Source organism: Bacillus sp. JJ1566 (assembly GCF_036962685.1).
GTDB lineage: Bacteria > Bacillota > Bacilli > Bacillales > Bacillaceae_L > Ferdinandcohnia.
The window spans coordinates 19,563-36,926 of record NZ_JBALOP010000045.1; the positions used below are offsets into that span (position 1 = coordinate 19,563).

A 17,364-nucleotide genomic window follows, 5' to 3' on the forward strand; every position below is an offset into this window, starting at 1 on the left:
AAATCGAATGAAAATCGAGACGAAGCTTCATACGATTTATATGTTGATCGGTCCGACCGAATGTGGGAAATCGACGTTTGCTAAAAATGTTTTGCTTCCCCAATTACAGTTTTATGATGAAGAAATAAATTACCGAAGTAATGTCCAGTACCTCTCAAGTGATGATATACGCCAGGAAATCCTTGGCTTTCCATATGATAAATATGATTCGATGATGATGGAGTCCTCTGCCCAAGCGTTTGACCTACTTTTTCATAAGCTAAGGGCTGTGACGAGCTTTCCTGTTAATGCAGATTTTGTGATTGTGGATACAACGGGTCTTGCAGAAGATTTCCGAAAAAAAGTAACGGCAATTGCTCAGGAAAATCACTATCGACTAGAGGCCATCCTGTTTGATTATAAAAACATGAAAGACTATTACCAATCTGAACGTAGTAAAAAGGTGATTGCAACACATGTAAATCGAATGAGGCGTGATGTACTACCGTCATTAAAGCGTAGTGACTTCGATGACATCCATCGAATTCGTGCAAAAAACTTTCTCCAACCAGATTTATATGAAATTATGGTTGAAGATTTGAATGCGTATTTAACTCAAATACTTCCTCACCATTACTTTTACATCATCATTGGGGATGTTCATGAGACTCTAACATCGTTACAAAAAATGATTACTTTGCACGGATTTGCTATTCTCGATGGTAAAATTCAGGAAACCTCAAAAAGTGGCAATAAAAGATTTGTCCTAATTGGCGATTTTATCGATAAAGGAAATAACACGAAAGCAACCATTGAGTTTCTTTATCAAAATCGAGAATTCTTCTATTTTGTAAAAGGAAATCACGAAAACTTTGTCTCTAAATACCTAAATGATGAGATTCAAAATGTGGATTCGCAATTACTGGACGACTTTTTTACTTCCATTCCCGTTTTAGAAGCAGATCTTGAGTTGCAATCGAAGTTCCAGGTTCTAGTGGAATTATCGCGTGATTTTTATAGATTTATTGGCAAGAAGGACAACAGCTTTTATTTAACACATGCCCCTTGTCTTAATCAATATATTGGAAAAATGGATGTAACCTCACGGCGAAATCAACGTCGGTTTGCAACTGATTTTGAGGAAAATATCGAAGAACAACTACGCTTTTTGGAAAACGAAAGCGGGAGTAATTTTCCATACCATGTATTTGGTCATGTAGCCACAAAAGAAGTTGTGCGGATGAAAAATAAGATTGGAATCGATACAGGTTGTGTATCAGGAAATACCTTAACAAGTGTAGCTTTACAAACATCCAAGCCACTATTTAAGAGTGTTCCTTCTGCCGACAAGACTGCAAATGAAGAACTAGAAATAGATGGTAACAAGACTCCATTTTCTAACGAGTTACCGTCAGCCTTCTCTTCCCAGACAAAGGAAGTAAAGCTAATTGAATTGAGTGAAAATGATCAAAAACGATTAGATTACGTACTTCATAATAAAGTTAATTTTATCTCAGGCACGATGAGCCCTGCCGACAAGGATTTTCGAAGGAATGAACTCGAAAGCTTAACAAAAGGGTTAGATTTTTTCAAAGATGCTGGTGTAAGTGAAGTAGTTCTTCAACCGAAGTATATGGGTTCTCGCTGTACGATTTACTTGTCCCGAGATGTAGAGAAGTGTTATGCAGTGAGTCGAAATGGGTATAAAATTACTCATATTGATTTAACACAGGTGTTCCGCCAACTCCAAGTAAAATTTTCTGCATGGATGGATGAAAAAGCTATCGATATAATCATATTTGATGGTGAGCTGCTCCCTTGGAGTGCACTCGGAAAAGGGTTAATTGATCAACAGTTTGATGTCGTCGCCAAGGCACTTGAAACAGAAATTGAGTTTTTGAAAGAATTTGGATTCGAAAACCAGTTCTTGGATGTAGTTAGACGATATGAATTAAGTGGGTTTGATGAAGCGAGGTCTAAGTACTCTAAAAAAGACCTGATTGCTCATTTTGGTATGAACAATTATCAAACATACAAGGATTTAAAGGATATAATCGATCAAACACATACCTTATCTGAGCAGGAGAATGCCTATCAAATATTCCGCAGGCAGTTAGATCTTTATGCAAAGGATAAAGAGCTAGAATTTAAGCCCTTTTCAATATTAAAAGTGGTTTACTCAAATGGTGATGAGGAAATTCCTGATATGAAAACATCGGAAATGTTCTCGTTTATAAGTGAAGATGAATCTATGATTGTAAATGTACAGGAGCCGTACGATGGTGCTTTGGAATTTTTCAAGAAACTGACGTTTGAACGCGGTATGGAAGGTGTCGTCATTAAGCCAGAGATACCACAAGATAATCTTGTACCGTTTATGAAGGTACGGAACCCAGAATATCTTACACTTGTGTACGGATATGATTATCGGTTCCCAAACAAATATACTAAGCTTATGAAGCAAAAAAACATCAAGAAAAAGATCCGAAAATCGGTAAACGAATACAAATTGGGAATGGAAATGCTTCAAACCCGACTTGACGAGATTGGCCCAGAAAACAAAGCTTACAAGCAAACCGTCGCAAATCTCATCTTTGAAGAAAGTCAAGAACAAGATATTGATCCAAGATTATAGACATGCAATAGCCCCATACACGTTATGGGGCTAAGTTTAAGCTATTGTCCACTCGCTATTTCTCCCAAAGTTCAAAAAAACCTTATTTTAAGTAGGAGAGTTGATTAAAACATATCCGGATACAGCAGCACCATGGCATCGGAAATCGTATCCGCCATCTCCCGCGCCAATTTTTCAATCTTGTCATACACCTCAATATCCTTTTGAAAATCCTTATTGATCATAGTGACCGCTTCTTGTTTGGTTAAAGCAAGGTGTTCATAGAACATTTTTCTAAAAGCTTCTTCAGATATATATGGATTCCCAGTACTTAAAAACTTAGCAATCTTATCCGCATTTTGATACCACTTTTTTTCAGCAGTCATGGCTGCTTTTTGATCACCTGCTAATGCCGCTTTGACAAGCTCTGCCGCAAGCAACAAATGTTCCTGAATTAATTTGGCATAAGTAGTTGCAGCCTCGTCACCATATAATCGGCGAATCATATTTCCCATATCGGTTGCGTTTCTTAGTAGCCTTTTAAGAACAAAGTCGAGGTCGGGCAGTTTAAAAACGAGGCTAATAATCGCCATCCTTGTCCATGCCACATGCTCCTCCCAAAGACTGCGCATATCATTTCGATAATCTAACTCAGCCTGACTAATGCAACGATCCTTTTTTAATTGAGTATTTGGTACTTTAATAAACTCTCCGACCCGCAGATAATATGGATTTATTCCAGGGTTTGCAGCAAGAATTTCCTCAGCAGTGGTCTTGTATGCTTGCGCCAACTGCCAAAGACTATCCCCCGGTTGGATGGAATGTGTGTAAAAACGATTCAATTTTTGACACTCCTTTTAAGTAAAAATTTAGATGTTTATTAGGATATTCAAATTGAACCGAGTGGGTGAATGTCCAATAAATTAAGAAGGTGATTGGATATAATTGGAGAATTAAATATACAAAGACGTTTAAGGAGGAAAAAAGATGAACCGATTAAATCTCATTACACTCGGCACAAAGGACATTGTTAAATCTCATGAGTTTTTCAAGAAACTAGGATTTGATACTTCCATTAGAGGTTCAGAATCAGATCCGGCCATTATCTTTTTCAGAAATGAAGGAACGAGAATTGCGCTTTATCCGCTCGAGGAGCTGGCACTGGATGTAAATGAAGAAAACCCTCCGAAGATTGGAGCTGGTTTTCCGGGGATTACGCTTGCGTATAATGCAAAATCAATGGGAGAAGTAGATGAGGTTTTAAAAAAGGCAGAGCAGGCAGGAGCACAAATTCAAAAGGCGCCGAAAAAGACCGATTGGGGTGGCTATGGTGGCTACTTCACCGACCTTGATGGTTACTATTGGGAAGTAGCCTACGGAGAATCGTGGGAATTTGATGAATCAAATATGCTAGTGATTGAAGATCAGTGAGACAGATTATTGCAATGGGTGGCGGGGGCTTTTCGATGGAACCCGATAATCTTTTACTGGATCAATACATTTTGGCTCAAATCCGGAAAGATTCACCTAAAGTGTGTTTTGTTCCAACCGCTAGTGGTGATCAAACGAACTATATTGAGCGATTTTATAAGGCGTTTACTAGGCTTCCTTGCCGACCAACCCATTTATCGTTATTTGAACCGAATTTTAAGGATATGGAACAATATATGTTGGAGCAGGATATTATTTATGTCGGTGGGGGAAACACCAGGAATATGCTTCTTTTGTGGAAAGAATGGGGATTGGATACCGCCCTGAAAAACGCGTATAAAAGCGGGATTATCCTTGCGGGACTAAGTGCTGGTTCCATCTGTTGGTTCGAAGAAGGTTTGACGGATCCGTTAAATGCTCCATTGTATAAACTGGATTGTTTAGGCTTGTTGAAGGGGAGTAATTGCCCTCATTATGACGGTGAAAATAAAAGAAGACCTTCTTATCACCAATTAATTTTAGAAGGAAAAATTAAAGAAGGATACGCTGTTGATGATGGTGCGGCTCTTCACTTTGTAAATGAAGTCCTATCTAATTCGGTTAGTTCCAGACCAAAAGCAAAGTCTTATTTTGTTAAGAATGTTCATAATCAAATTGTAGAAGAGGAAATGAAGACCACCTACTTAGGCCAAGCATATGATAACGAAAAAGAAGGTTAAAATATGAACAAAGCAAGTTACTCAATGGTATGGAATTTAGATAATTTGTTTACAGATTCATCTCAGCTTCAAAACCATATTAAACAGCTAAAGATTAAGATAGAAGATTTCGAGGAAGAGTTAAATGATTTCGGTATTCTCCAAGAAAATGAAGTACATAAACTTGAATCTGCATTAAAGTTCATTGGAGACATTAAAGTCAACTTATCAGAAGCGAATTCTTTTATCACCTGTCTTTTGGCACAAAATCCGAAAAACCAAAATGCAATGAATCTAAGAGAGAAAACCACTTCAATCAGCGCTCGTTTTGACTCCTCAATAAAAAAGTTTCAAAGAGTTCTTCTGACCCCAAATCAACATGTGTGGGAAACGACATTAGAAACTGAGGAGTTAAAAAACTACAGGTATATACTTAATGAATGGCGTAAGAATGCAGATATGCTTCTGTCAACGGAAGAGGAAAAGATCATTTCAGATTTGATGGTCGATGGTTATCATGCTTGGGGACAATTTTACAATTCAATTTTAAGTAGTATTAAAGTAAAAATCCTTATCGAAGAAGAAACAAAAGAGTTATCAGTCGGTCAAGCCATTAATCTGCGTTCACATCCGAATGAGAATGTACGTAAAACTGCTCATCTTGCTTTAGAAAATATATGGAAAGAAAGAGAAGAACTATTTGCACAAATATTAAATCATATCGCAGGCTTTCGATTACAGGTTTACCAAAGCAGGGGGCTAGATGATGTCCTAACAGAGCCTCTATTACAGCACCGTTTGAAAGAGGAAACACTAAATGCAATGTGGTCGGCTGTAAGCAAATTTAAGGAACCTTTTATTCAGTACCTTAATCGAAAAGCAGAATTGACTGGCGATAAAAAAATGCAGTCTTATAATTTTTGGGCACCTGTTGGAAGCAGTAACCAAAGAATAGAATATGATGATGCTGTTACCTTTATTTTGGAGCATTTTAGTCATTTCGGAAATGAATTAGAAAGTTTTGCTCGGCATGCATTTGATAACGGATGGGTAGAAGCTGAAGACCGCTTTAATAAATCGAATATCGCATTTTGCGCAGGATTCCCTCTTTCTGAAGAATCTAGAGTGTCTATGACCTACGGTGGGAGAATGAATAGTGTTTTAACTTTGGCGCACGAATTGGGTCATGCTTTTCATAATTATGCGATGAAAAATGTTGATGGAATCAATAGGAGATATCCATTGAGCATAGCAGAAACTGCTTCAACATTCTCTGAACAAATCATTTTAGATGCTTCACTAGAACAGGCGGAATCCCCTGAAGAAAAATTATTTGTTCTTGACGAGAAATTAAAACGTAGTGTCATGAATTTCATGAATATCCATTCAAGGTTCCTGTTTGAAAAAAACTTTTACGAAGAAAGAAAAAAGGGGATAGTTTCTTCCAGCCGTTTAAATGAACTTATGCAAGAAGCTATAGATGAAGCTTATGACCGTTCAATAGAACATGCTTCTGTACGATCATGGGTTTGGACACCACATTTCTATATAACTAGCGCACCGTTTTATAATTTTCCATATACTTTTGGTTACTTATTTTCTCTCAGTCTTTATGCAATAGCAAAAGAAAAAGGAAAAGAATTTGAAAGGGAATATTTAAAATTACTTCGTGACTCGGGAAGCATGTCCGTAGAAGATTTAGTGATGAAGCATTTACATGAGGACATTACTTCAGCAGGCTTTTGGGAGAAAGGGATAAAATTATGTGCCAAAGATGCTGAAGAATTTATGAATTTAACTACTTCGTAACATAGAGGTTAAATCGTATGGAACAATTAACAATAGGGAATATTTAATTGGTAGATGACAAATACCAGAAGGGGAGTTGAGAACAATGTTTAGTCAAGTAGGTCAAATTATGTTGTATGTAAATAATCAAGATGAGGCTGTGAATTTTTGGACAGAAAAATTTGGATTTACGGTGGTTGCTGAGGAAGATAATGGTCAAATGAGATGGATTGAGATTGCTCCGAAAACGGGCGCAGAAACAAGTATTATTCTCCACAACAAGGAATTCGTTGAAAAAATGTCGCCTGGATTGAATCTTGGTACACCTTCTTTAATGTTTTTCACGGAGGATCTCGATCAATTATACAGTGACTTAAAAAACAAAAACGTAACCGTTGGGGAAATTGTAAATATGCCTTCAGGTAAAGTATTTAACTTTGCTGATAATGAAGAAAATTACTTTGCAGTTACCGAGAAGAATTAAATTACATTAAATAATTTCCTTCGACTACTTTAATGTTACGGGCTCGGTCTAAGAGTACATAACATAAAAAATTTTTAGCAGTCCAATTAGCATATTAATTGGATTGCTTATTTTTATTGGTTTAAATTTATCTATGAGTTAAATCAGGTAGGATTAACGCTTTTTGGTTGAAGTCATTTAGGTAACGAAGCAGTATTTTTGCTGATCTTATTAAATAAATTTTCGGATAAAAAGGAAAATAACAAAAGAAACAACTGCCAAAATAACCCTTACTATTCTACCATTCTTGTTTATCGCTGTTTCAATTAATAATACTACCGCAAATAAAACCCATATCTTCTCAATAAAAAACATCCCAATTAATGTGAAAATTGAAAATCCAAATATCGGAAGTATCATAATTAATGAAAATATAAAAAGTGCACCTAAATAGGATAGTCTTGTCTTAAGCGAATATCGTTTATAATATGAGAATGCTAAGAAGCAAATAACAATTAAAAAGGAAATCCAATAAATAATCATTTTTAATCCTCCACTTTAAATATAAATTGATAGTAAAATAATATTTTTGTAATAACCATTAATTCAATAAAGTATTCAATTTCGACCTGAGTCTTTAACAGAGCCATGAATTATAAAAGAAATATCGGATACATATGTAAGCAGTTATTTATGACGAGCTAGGATTTTCTCCTCTGACTCTGGACCCCCAAAGTGTACTGTCATCTCAGGAGCATTTAGAAGATGAAGCAAATTAAGATCGCCTTCACCCCAAGGTTCAATCCTTATTTTTGGCATATTTCTTGGTTCCAAAATGTCACTCACCCCTTCATATTACAAAATTAGAAAATTAATTTTCCATTTCACTTATAAACGCATGCGTATTCCCTTCTGTATCTTTAAAGAAAGTCATCCAAGTTTCAGTTCTTTCCATTTTTGCTACAATATGTGGTTCATCAATAAAGGATACTCCATCATCCGAAAATTTATCATAGGTTTCCATTATATTTTCAACTTGAAAATATATAACAGAACTTGCCTGGGAATACTCTTCTTTCTCAGGCAAACTTAGAAGAATTTTTGTTCCATTACAATCAAAAAATGCCATTGAATCTGTTGAAAAGAGTAGAGGTAGACCAAGTCTCTTATAAAATGTCACTGCCCTATTTATGTCTTTTACAGGCACCCCGATTTGATTTATCTTTTGGATGAAATTCGTTTTCATATCTTCGCACTCCTAATATATAATTTCCAAATAATGTTGATTAACACTATTACTTAATTATAAAATGAAAACATTAAATAGTTAATTTAATTTAGAATATTTACCAATTAATAATTGCATGTGGTAATTCACTTAAGCTAACGTGTTTTTTATATTTAATAAAGTGGAGGGATCAATGATGGAATGTAAAAAGGTTAAGAAACTTTTTAAGGTTGTCGGTATCAAAGGCAGTGGAGCTTTTGCAGATTTTGGTACTGAAGTTCCAAAACTTGCTCAGCAAATGATGAATCGTATAGACGAAATTGAATATTGTTCTGGTACTGAAATCGCCCTTTTCGAACCTAAAAGGGATGCAGACCATTTGGAAGGTTACTATTATGTAGGATTAATTGTTAATGAGCCTTTAACAGAAGTTCCATCAGGAATGGAATATATCGAGACTCACCAAGATTATGTCACGACTAGAGGAGACATTAATGAAATCGGAAACCTACATGACTACTTGTTGCAATGGACAGTTGTGAAAGGTTATGAAAGAGATCTAGATTCTTATATTGTTGAAACCTATCATCCAATCGAGAATGGTGCAGAAGAAGTAGAGATTTATTTACCTGTTCAGGCATAATATTGATAAATTTTGGACTGTTTTCTACTAACGACGGAAATACTTTGATAATTAATAAGTCTAAAAATGAGGTGATGCGGTGTCAGTTCAAGGTCTTAATCATTTTTTATTTTCTGTTTCTAATTTAGAGGATTCAATTGAATTTTACAAAAATGTGTTTGATGCAAAGTTATTAGTTAAGGGTAGAAGCACTGCCTATTTTGATTTAAATGGTATATGGCTTGCTCTTAATGTGGAAAAAGATATTCCTCGTAATGAAATTAGCCAATCATACACACATATTGCATTTTCAATAGAAGAAAAAGATATTGATAATATGTACCAAAAACTGAAGGAATTGAATGTAAATATACTGTCAGGTCGTAGAAGAGACGAAAGAGATAAAAAATCAATTTACTTTACGGATCCTGATGGACATAAGTTTGAATTTCACACGGGTACTTTACAAGACAGGCTCGATTATTACAAGAAGGAAAAAGTACATATGGATTTTTATAATTAATGACTGTTACAAGCACATGTGGTGGAAATTGTGTCGCAAGTTGCACTTATGGCAGGATAATGGGCAAATAGCGATTAAGAGGTCTTGTTCAATAGGTGCAAAAGTGGAACAGGGAGTCGGTAAGGCAACTCCCTGTTTCTTATTGTGTTAATCAAAGCAGGCTAATTAAATAAGGAAAATTCTGTAACCATAACAAATATGAATCGTATATGTAATCAGGGTATCGAATTTTGCTACTAACGGATGAAATATTTGTAAAATAATGGGGAAAAGGTGAGGTATGTTAGCACTAGTAAGTATCATAATGGGGTATATATTTGGTTGTATCCATGGCTCAACCATTGTTGGCAAGCTTAAAAAGGTGAATATTAAGGAAAGTGGAATTAAAAATGCGGGAGCTTCTAACACCACGATTGTTTTAGGGTGGAAATACGGGATCATAGTAGCGTTAATTGATATTGGAAAAGGGATAATACCAGTTTTATTTATGAAAAACTGGTTAAACAGCTATTCCCTCGATGAGAGCACCTTTTATTTTCTAGTCTTTTTAACTGGAGCTTTTGTCATTATCGGTCACATTTTTCCTGTAACGATGAAGTTTAACGGAGGAAAAGGAACGGCTTCAATGATAGGAGTTGTATTCGCAATCGATTGGAAGGTCGGGTTAATCGGATTTGCTGCTCTAATTATGGTTACGCTTATTAGCGATTATATTCCAATTGGTGTTCTGGCGATGTATCTATGCTGGGTAGGCCTTACTTATTTATTTGGGTATCCGCCCAATGCAATATTGATTACAATCGCCTTAACATTGCTATGTATCTATAAACATCTTGAGAATTGGAAACGAATCCAAAACAAAACAGAAACCAGGATTTCAAGTATGCTTAAAATTAGGCGTAAAACGTAAGGGAGGCCAATGCTGAGTGGAATTCAAATTTGGGGATTTTGCAATTGTTCTACCACCTTTACATGTAACGATTATCGGATTAATTATTATTTTCTTTTTGGTAAGGTGGAGCAAGCAATTAGAAACCCGACGTTTTACAGTTTTCCCTTACTTTTTAATAAGCACTTACATTGCTCCAATTTTTTCTCATAGTTCAAAAGAAGGTGTCTTCGAATTATGGATTCCATTGGGATTTATTATTGTTTTCGTTTATATGTTTCGAAATAAAAGAAACCACCCATCGAAAATCAAAGCAAGTATATTAGGACTTTGCATAGCCTTATATCAGTTAATCCTTCAATATGTTGGATAGCCTTTTTTGAATTAGGGAGGTGTTTTTGTGGCAAAAAAAATCGTTTATTCGATACATCCTCCAGAAAATTTTGAGGAATTATTGAAATTATATGTGCTATTAGGATGGAATTCACTAAACTTAAGCGTTAGTGAATTAGAAAAAATGTGTAAACAAAGTTGGTTTGCCGTATATGCTTTTGACGGGCCACAATTAGTAGGAATGGGTCGTGTTATTTCTGATGGCGTTATAACGGCACTAATATGTGGGGTTTGTGTTCATCCAAGTTATCAGTCAAAAGGAATAGGTAAAGAAATAGTAAATCGAATCATAAAACATTGTGAGCAAAGTAAGGTGATTCCACAGCTTATGTGTGTAGAAGGCTTGGAGCCCTATTATAATGATTTGGGTTTTATGAAATTTTCGATTGGAATGACGAAAAGTATAAATCGCTAATGTTGGTTTTTCAAAGAGCATTAATTTGGACGTAGGACTAAAAAACAAAAAAGAGAACCAGCATTGTTTAAAACACAATCTTGGTTCTCTTATTATTAATTGTTCTGGTTCATTCCGAAATCCCCAGAAAACTTCATCACAACTGCTTTTATTTCTTCCAATTTCTCAGGTTTTAAAAGGCTTATCATCTTAGGGATAAACTCTTGAATATCTTCTTGTGAAAAAGTACCTTCAGCTTGTTTCCTAAAATTTTCTGTTAGTATTTCTTTTGCCTCATCTTCTTTGCCCTCTTGAACCCTTTGTAAAATAAAATTTAAAAACATTTCTTGCGCTTGCTTGTCCATTTGTTTGGCCTCCTAGATCATATATAACACCTTTTGGTTTCGTTTTATATTATAACATCAAAGGGTGGTATGCTAAATAAATTTTTTCCAATATCGTTTAACGTTATTCAGCGGGTTCCTATCGATTGACGAAAACCTTATGAATATAGTATTACTATATTCATAAGGTATATTGAAAGCGATTTCCTAAAAGTCAGTTTGATTCTTATTTTACTATCAGTAATTACATTTTGAAATTGGAGGAAGTAAAAATGTCTAACATTCCATCTATTCTGAAATCCTTAAGGGTTCCTGTTATCGGATCACCGATGTTCATCATTAGTAATCCAAAGCTAGTGATTGAACAGTGTAAGGCAGGAATCGTGGGCTCAATGCCTGCACTTAATGCTAGACCTGCCTCACAACTAGATGAATGGCTAGCTGAAATAACGGAAACGCTAGCTGACTACAATGCAAAAAATCCTGACCGTCCGGCGGCACCGTTTGCGATTAATCAAATCGTACATAAATCAAATGACCGGCTTGAACATGATATGGAGTTATGTGTGAAGTACAAGGTACCAATTATTATTACTTCGCTAGGTGCCCGTGAAGAGGTTAATATAGCTGCCCATAGCTATGGGGGAATCGTGTTACATGACGTCATCAATAATAAGTTTGCTCATAAGGCGATTGATAAAGGGGCGAATGGTCTAATTGCCGTTGCTGCAGGGGCAGGAGGACATGCGGGAAGCAAGAGTCCATTTGCTTTAGTTCAGGAAATACGCGCGTGGTTTGACGGTCCATTGGCCTTAGCAGGTTCGATTGCAAATGGGAAGTCAATCTTAGCGGCTCAAGCGATGGGGGCAGATTTTGCCTATATCGGTTCGCCATTTATCGCTACACATGAAGCACGGGCGGCACAAGAATACAAGCAAGCTATCGTTGAAAGCACGTCCGATGATATTGTGTATAGCAACTTATTTACAGGAATTCATGGAAACTATCTTGCTCCATCCATACGTGCAGCGGGCTTAGATCCTGAAAATCTTCCTGAAAGTGATCCATCAAAAATGAATTTTGGTGGAAATGGGAATACAAAGGCTTGGAAGGATATTTGGGGAAGCGGCCAAGGAATCAGTGTAATTAACGAGGTAATAAGCGCAGGAGAGTTTGTTAATAAGCTCCACCAGGAATATTTAGGAGCAAGAGACAGCTTAATGAAGGCAAGCCGAGTATTTGTTTAATGAAAAAAGGTGCTTACCCCTAGCTTTGGGTAAGCACTTTTTAGTTCATATATAAAACGAAACGAAATAGCAATTGAACAAATTTTAATTATTTTTTATTTGTGCGTACAACTCATCATATTTTTTGGCTAATGTAAAATCCAAATCTGTTAGACCTCTCGCTCGCCAAGAAGTAATTTTGATGGTTATAAGTTTATAGTCAATCGAGATAAAGGGATGATGGTTCATGCGTTCTGACAGGGAGGCAACTTTTTGAACAAATTCGATACCTTTTAGATACTCCTTGAATCGATACTTCCGTGCAATCCACTTTGCATCAATTAGCTTCCAGTTTGGATTTTCAGTCAATTTATTTTGGATGGCTTCTTCACCTAATTTTTCTATAATCTTTGCCCCCTTTGTAATTGGGCCGATGAACCTGTCCTGAGTGCCCCAAATCATGGAACGATTTCAAATATTGTTCCTTGGTTTAAATCAGCCACATTTAAAGAGCCATAGACCCCTAAATATAATCTGGTTTGGTCTAAATTTGATCCTAGACTAACATAATATGCAGGCTGAGTTCCGAAATCATAATCCGTCTCAATTATACTATAGTCACTGAGCTTACAATCTGGTCTTCCCCTTGTATAAGCTAAAGCTCCTCTAACCGGAGCTTGAGATTCCTCCTTCCGGGCAAGGTCGATAAACACCACACTGCCTGTTAAAGCGGGAATGCCACTACCCATATAAGGGTGGACACCTGTTAGTGCAGTGCCCGCAAACTTATCAGAACGGGCATCTTCATGGTAATAACTCGTTAATGGCTGAATCCGTTGTACTGAAGTTTGAATGGCTTCATTGTAATAGGCAATCGCTTTTTCATCCAATTTAGGATTCCCAGTACAGCGGGTTATGGTCGAAGTAGGCAAAGCCCCTTCCCACCCTCGCCAACCAAAATTAATAAGGTCGGAACGCGTGCTTTGTCTTACAAGCTGGGTAACCGGTATTGGTTTATATTGTACAAATGAAAAGATTGATTCTACCAAATCTTGCCCGACATTTCCTACGTATTTAATATACTGATTGTAGTATCTTTGAAAGGAAATCCCGGGTATATTCCGAACCCCTTTAGCCATCACCGTAAGTGTTTCCTGAATAGGTAGTGGTAGTTCGTTAAAACGTGTGACAACGGGTGGATTTTGAATGGATGTATTTTTACTCACATCAATTTCAATGATTTTACCGGCGATTTCCATGTCGTCCTGGCTTAAATTAAAGGGATCGTAGCCTGATCCACCGTCTCCAGTTGTTAAAACAAGTTTTCCAGTTTCAGGTGAAAAGTTTAAGCTATTCACACCATTATGATTTAAAAATGGTCTTCTTATGTTCAGCAATGTCCGTCGCTTTTGAGGTCGACCGTCTGCTTGCAAAATCCATTCTTCAACTGTATCGATATGATTGTATTGAGTATCCCGATTCGTCCATCGCAGGTTTAATGTGTTGGGGTCACATGGGTTAGGTTTAAATGAATCAGAAAGGGCATCGGGACCTTGTGATCCAGCTAATGAATAATGAAGATAAAACAAACCGTTGGAATAAAATGCAGGATGAAATGCCATTCCTAGTAAACCTCGTTCATCATATCCGCTGGCAAGTTTTAGAATTCTTGGGCGAATATCTAAAAAAGTTCTGATATCTCCGTTTCCTATGTAAAAGATTTCGCCTACCTGAGTTGCAATAAATAATCTTTCAACGGAGTCACCCGGAAGGATAGCTGTTTTTAAAACAGTGGGTAAATTAATCCGATTTACAATGGGACGTAAACGAACCTTGGCTTCTCTTAACAAACTTTACACCCCTTCTCATTGTTTTCTCTTATCAGAATATGAGTAGAAAGGTCCTAATAGTACCTATAGGCGATGCCGACTCGTTCCGAAAAATTCCCTCTTTAACTTCCTGCTTACATATGTTAGAATGCAAGTATACAAACTTAATAGAAAAGCGCACTTGGAGGAGTCTGTCACCAAGGGATATCTATGTCCTTTGGTAACAGGCTCTTTTTGCGTTTTAGGAAGAAAATAATATTTGAAAGGTGGAATTATATGTTCATTCTTCAATTAGCAATCATTATCATTGCTGCTAAACTGGCCGGTGCACTAAGTGTAAGGTTTGGTCAACCTTCTGTCTTGGGAGAAATTATTGTAGGGGTTTTACTGGGGCCATCCGTTTTCGGATTAATCGAAGCAACTGATACCTTATCCACATTCAGTACAATTGGTGTGATTTTGTTGATGTTTATCGCCGGGTTAGAAACGGACCTCGGGGAATTTAAGAGATCTGGTAAATCATCGACCTTTGTAGGTTTTGGTGGGATTATTGTTCCATTGTTTTTAGGATATTTTGTAGGGGTCATGATGGATTTATCAAACTTGCAATCTTGGTTTTTAGGTGTCATGTTTTCTGCGACAAGTGTTAGTATCTCCGTTCAAGCTCTGAAAGAAATGAACCAATTAAAAACTCCTGAAGGAACGACAATCTTAGGTGCTGCGGTTCTGGATGATGTAGTGGTAATGATTATTTTAGCCTTCTTAATGAGCTTTGCTGGGGGCGATGTATCATTAACGACATTGGTTATTAAGAAAGTATTGTTCTTTGTGTTTGCTATTTTAATTGCTTGGAAAGTGGTTCCGTGGGTCATGGATAAACTCACAAAATTACCTGTCAGTGAGGCGGTCATTTCAGCTGCAATCATTATTTGCTTTATTTATGCATATGTAGCTGATTTTACAGGTGTTGCAAATATTATTGGAGCATATATTGCGGGTATTGCCATAGGCTTAACCAAATTCAAACAAGAGGTTTTTGAAAAAGTAGAATCGATCAGTTACTCTATTTTTGTTCCGGTATTCTTTGCCTACATTGGGATTTCAGCTCAATTTTCCGGCATTCTTGACAATTTAGGTTTGATTATTTCGCTTAGTATCTTCGCTATTTTAACCAAGTTTATTGGGGCAGGAGTGGGTGCCAAGCTCTCAGGCTTTAATTGGAACAGCTCAATGGGAATTGGTTCAGCCATGGTTTCCCGTGGTGAAGTGGCATTAATTGTTGCATCAATGGGAATCGCATCAAATTTAATCAATCCAGATTTATATGCGACAATGATTGTTGTTGTAATTGTAACAACGGTGGTTACTCCTCCGATGATGAAAATCTTTTTTAATTCGAATATGAAAACTGAATCAAAAATAAGTCGATCAATTAGTTAGGTAGCATTCTTAGGATTGACGGAGAAGTAGAACTTGTTGAAAGATTGGAGGATGGAGATTATTAATCTTCATCCTTTTTTAATCTGGTTGGTTATAATGAAGTTAGTATTACTTTTAAGGAAGTGGAAATGATGGATTTCGAAACAGTGATGCAGGAGCTTGAAGCCCTCGGTAAGGAGCGAATGAAAAAAATATACATGTCCAATGGTGCAAAAGAGCCGCTATTTGGGGTTGCTACAGGTGCGATGAAACCAATCGCAAAGAAAATAAAAATAAATCAACCCTTAGCTGAAGAGCTATACGCCACAGGTAACTATGATGCGATGTACTTTGCGGGTATCATTGCTGACCCAAAAGGTATGACGGAGTCGGATTATGATCGTTGGATGGATGGGGCCTATTTTTATATGATATCCGATTATGTAGTGGCCGTCACTTTGTCAGAGTCAGATATTGCACAAGATGTTGCTGATAAATGGATTGCAAGTGGTGAAGAGCTACGAATGTCAGCGGGTTGGAGTTGTTACTGCTGGCTGTTAGGGAATCGCAAAGATCATGAATTCTCCGAAAGCAAGCTTTCCGAAATGCTAGATTTGGTGAAGAATACAATTCATAATTCACCAGAACGAACAAAATCTGCTATGAATAATTTTATTTACACCGTAGGGATTTCATATGTGCCGCTACATGAAAAGGCAGTCGAAACCGCAGATAAAGTAGGTATAGTTGAAGTTAAACGGGAAAAGAAAAAAAGTAGCTTCCTTAACTCGTACGAAAGTATTCAAAAAGAATTGGATAGAGGCAAGCTTGGTTTCAAACGCAAATATGTAAGGTGTTAAAATATTTCATAAGGACGACCAGTTAACTGTTCGTCTATTTTTTGACCATTAAAAGAGAAAAAGCCTCATTAAAGATAACGGGTTCTGTTTTCGAGTACAAAAAGTTAAATAACGTATTGATTAGCAGTCGAATTCGCATATGAATTCGACTGTTTTTTTGGTTGGTATAATGTGATAAGTAAGGTAATTATGAGTGAAATAGCACCCTAATACGCACCTTTTATCAAGGTGGCAGAAGTTTGTGTGCCTTTGCTAATTCGTATGATAAAACGATACCAAGTCTATTACCATATTTCTTATTTATTAAGCAGGTTTTTTGGATATTTTTTTAATATAAAGAGAGATGTTATTCAACTAACGGAGCAGTTTAATTCAATAAAATATTTCAGTTTCATCCAATAAAAGGGTAACCAATGTTAATATTAAAGTAGATATTGATAATACCTAATAGGAGGAATTTTAATGGTTGTAGGCTTAATTGTATTGGGAATTATTCTATTGATTTTAGGATTTTTAACACCTATTGCTTCGGGAACAACTATATTAATTTCTGTAATTTTATTTGTTTTAGCACTGGTGCTCTCATTTAAAAAAAGAAGGGTATCAAATAACTGATTATTAAGCTAACGGGGAGCGATGATCCAAGATGAAGTGACCCCAAAAA

The 17,364-nt window shown here is 36.4% G+C and carries 21 protein-coding genes; 14 read left to right on the forward strand and 7 right to left on the reverse strand.

Features of this window, described 5'->3' with window-relative positions; all coding sequences use genetic code 11:
- Positions 1-7: 7 nt before the first annotated feature.
- A complete protein-coding gene (locus V7112_RS17445; RefSeq protein ID WP_335422153.1) occupies positions 8-2,614 on the forward strand; it encodes a metallophosphoesterase in 2,607 nt (868 codons plus the stop codon).
- A gap of 104 nt (positions 2,615-2,718) precedes the next feature.
- On the opposite strand, the gene V7112_RS17450 is transcribed toward V7112_RS17445, so the two are convergent.
- Positions 2,719-3,435: a LysM peptidoglycan-binding domain-containing protein gene (locus V7112_RS17450; RefSeq protein ID WP_335422156.1), complete on the reverse strand. Its 717-nt coding sequence runs from the start codon at positions 3,433-3,435 to the stop codon at positions 2,719-2,721.
- A gap of 145 nt (positions 3,436-3,580) precedes the next feature.
- Between V7112_RS17450 and V7112_RS17455 the strand changes: the two genes are divergently transcribed.
- The 4 genes from V7112_RS17455 to V7112_RS17470 all read left to right on the forward strand — a co-directional run bounded on the left by V7112_RS17455 (position 3,581) and on the right by V7112_RS17470 (position 6,994).
- On the forward strand, positions 3,581-4,024 hold the full coding sequence (locus tag V7112_RS17455; RefSeq protein ID WP_335422158.1) for a VOC family protein: 444 nt from the start codon (positions 3,581-3,583) through the stop codon (positions 4,022-4,024).
- Positions 4,021-4,743 carry a peptidase E gene (locus V7112_RS17460; protein WP_335422160.1) on the forward strand — a complete coding sequence of 241 codons (723 nt, stop codon included), beginning with the start codon at positions 4,021-4,023 and terminating at the stop codon, positions 4,741-4,743. Before V7112_RS17455 ends, V7112_RS17460 begins: the two co-directional genes overlap by 4 nt.
- Before the next feature lie 3 nt (positions 4,744-4,746).
- Entirely contained in the window at positions 4,747-6,531 is a 1,785-nt protein-coding gene (locus V7112_RS17465; RefSeq protein ID WP_335422162.1) for a M3 family oligoendopeptidase, read from the forward strand.
- Positions 6,532-6,616: 85 nt separating this feature from the next.
- Positions 6,617-6,994 (forward strand): VOC family protein, encoded by a 378-nt coding sequence (locus V7112_RS17470; RefSeq protein ID WP_335422164.1) that lies wholly within the window; start codon positions 6,617-6,619, stop codon positions 6,992-6,994.
- Between the two features lie 210 nt (positions 6,995-7,204).
- Here V7112_RS17470 and V7112_RS17475 read toward each other — a convergent pair whose 3' ends face one another.
- From V7112_RS17475 to V7112_RS17485, 3 genes are all read right to left on the reverse strand, one after another.
- Positions 7,205-7,516: a hypothetical protein gene (locus V7112_RS17475; RefSeq protein ID WP_335422166.1), complete on the reverse strand. Its 312-nt coding sequence runs from the start codon at positions 7,514-7,516 to the stop codon at positions 7,205-7,207.
- A 144-nt stretch (positions 7,517-7,660) separates the two neighbouring features.
- Complete coding sequence (locus tag V7112_RS17480; protein WP_335422168.1) at positions 7,661-7,807, reverse strand: hypothetical protein; 147 nt, start codon at positions 7,805-7,807, stop codon at positions 7,661-7,663.
- A gap of 37 nt (positions 7,808-7,844) precedes the next feature.
- Positions 7,845-8,219 (reverse strand): VOC family protein, encoded by a 375-nt coding sequence (locus V7112_RS17485; RefSeq protein ID WP_335422170.1) that lies wholly within the window; start codon positions 8,217-8,219, stop codon positions 7,845-7,847.
- Positions 8,220-8,397: 178 nt separating this feature from the next.
- Between V7112_RS17485 and V7112_RS17490 the strand changes: the two genes are divergently transcribed.
- From V7112_RS17490 to V7112_RS17510, 5 genes are all read left to right on the forward strand, one after another.
- Entirely contained in the window at positions 8,398-8,844 is a 447-nt protein-coding gene (locus tag V7112_RS17490; RefSeq protein WP_335422172.1) for a GyrI-like domain-containing protein, read from the forward strand.
- A 79-nt stretch (positions 8,845-8,923) separates the two neighbouring features.
- A complete protein-coding gene (gene fosM, locus V7112_RS17495) occupies positions 8,924-9,346 on the forward strand; it encodes a FosM family fosfomycin resistance protein (RefSeq protein WP_335422174.1) in 423 nt (140 codons plus the stop codon).
- 280 nt (positions 9,347-9,626) lie between these two features.
- On the forward strand, positions 9,627-10,256 hold the full coding sequence (locus tag V7112_RS17500) for a glycerol-3-phosphate acyltransferase (RefSeq protein WP_335422176.1): 630 nt from the start codon (positions 9,627-9,629) through the stop codon (positions 10,254-10,256).
- A gap of 16 nt (positions 10,257-10,272) precedes the next feature.
- Positions 10,273-10,608: a hypothetical protein gene (locus V7112_RS17505; RefSeq protein WP_335422178.1), complete on the forward strand. Its 336-nt coding sequence runs from the start codon at positions 10,273-10,275 to the stop codon at positions 10,606-10,608.
- Positions 10,609-10,635: 27 nt separating this feature from the next.
- Positions 10,636-11,043, forward strand: coding sequence for a GNAT family N-acetyltransferase (locus V7112_RS17510; protein ID WP_335422180.1), 408 nt, complete (start codon positions 10,636-10,638; stop codon positions 11,041-11,043).
- A 95-nt stretch (positions 11,044-11,138) separates the two neighbouring features.
- Here the strand turns inward: V7112_RS17510 and V7112_RS17515 are convergent, their stop codons facing one another.
- The gene (locus V7112_RS17515) at positions 11,139-11,387 is read right to left on the reverse strand and encodes a hypothetical protein (RefSeq protein ID WP_335422182.1); all 249 of its coding nucleotides are present in this window, start codon (positions 11,385-11,387) and stop codon (positions 11,139-11,141) included.
- A 251-nt stretch (positions 11,388-11,638) separates the two neighbouring features.
- Between V7112_RS17515 and V7112_RS17520 the strand changes: the two genes are divergently transcribed.
- On the forward strand, positions 11,639-12,613 hold the full coding sequence (locus V7112_RS17520; RefSeq protein ID WP_335422184.1) for an NAD(P)H-dependent flavin oxidoreductase: 975 nt from the start codon (positions 11,639-11,641) through the stop codon (positions 12,611-12,613).
- 84 nt (positions 12,614-12,697) lie between these two features.
- On the opposite strand, the gene V7112_RS17525 is transcribed toward V7112_RS17520, so the two are convergent.
- Together V7112_RS17525 and V7112_RS17530 are read right to left on the reverse strand one after the other, a co-directional pair.
- A complete protein-coding gene (locus V7112_RS17525) occupies positions 12,698-13,054 on the reverse strand; it encodes a 4a-hydroxytetrahydrobiopterin dehydratase (protein ID WP_335422186.1) in 357 nt (118 codons plus the stop codon).
- A complete protein-coding gene (locus V7112_RS17530; RefSeq protein ID WP_335422188.1) occupies positions 13,051-14,442 on the reverse strand; it encodes a PQQ-dependent sugar dehydrogenase in 1,392 nt (463 codons plus the stop codon). Before V7112_RS17530 ends, V7112_RS17525 begins: the two co-directional genes overlap by 4 nt.
- A 255-nt stretch (positions 14,443-14,697) precedes the next feature.
- Here V7112_RS17530 and V7112_RS17535 point away from each other — a divergent pair, with 255 nt between their 5' ends.
- The 3 genes from V7112_RS17535 to V7112_RS17545 all read left to right on the forward strand — a co-directional run bounded on the left by V7112_RS17535 (position 14,698) and on the right by V7112_RS17545 (position 17,315).
- On the forward strand, positions 14,698-15,861 hold the full coding sequence (locus V7112_RS17535; RefSeq protein WP_335422190.1) for a cation:proton antiporter: 1,164 nt from the start codon (positions 14,698-14,700) through the stop codon (positions 15,859-15,861).
- Between the two features lie 131 nt (positions 15,862-15,992).
- A complete protein-coding gene (locus tag V7112_RS17540) occupies positions 15,993-16,700 on the forward strand; it encodes a DNA alkylation repair protein (protein ID WP_335422192.1) in 708 nt (235 codons plus the stop codon).
- Between the two features lie 462 nt (positions 16,701-17,162).
- On the forward strand, positions 17,163-17,315 hold the full coding sequence (locus tag V7112_RS17545) for a hypothetical protein (protein ID WP_335422195.1): 153 nt from the start codon (positions 17,163-17,165) through the stop codon (positions 17,313-17,315).
- Positions 17,316-17,364 lie beyond the last annotated feature (49 nt).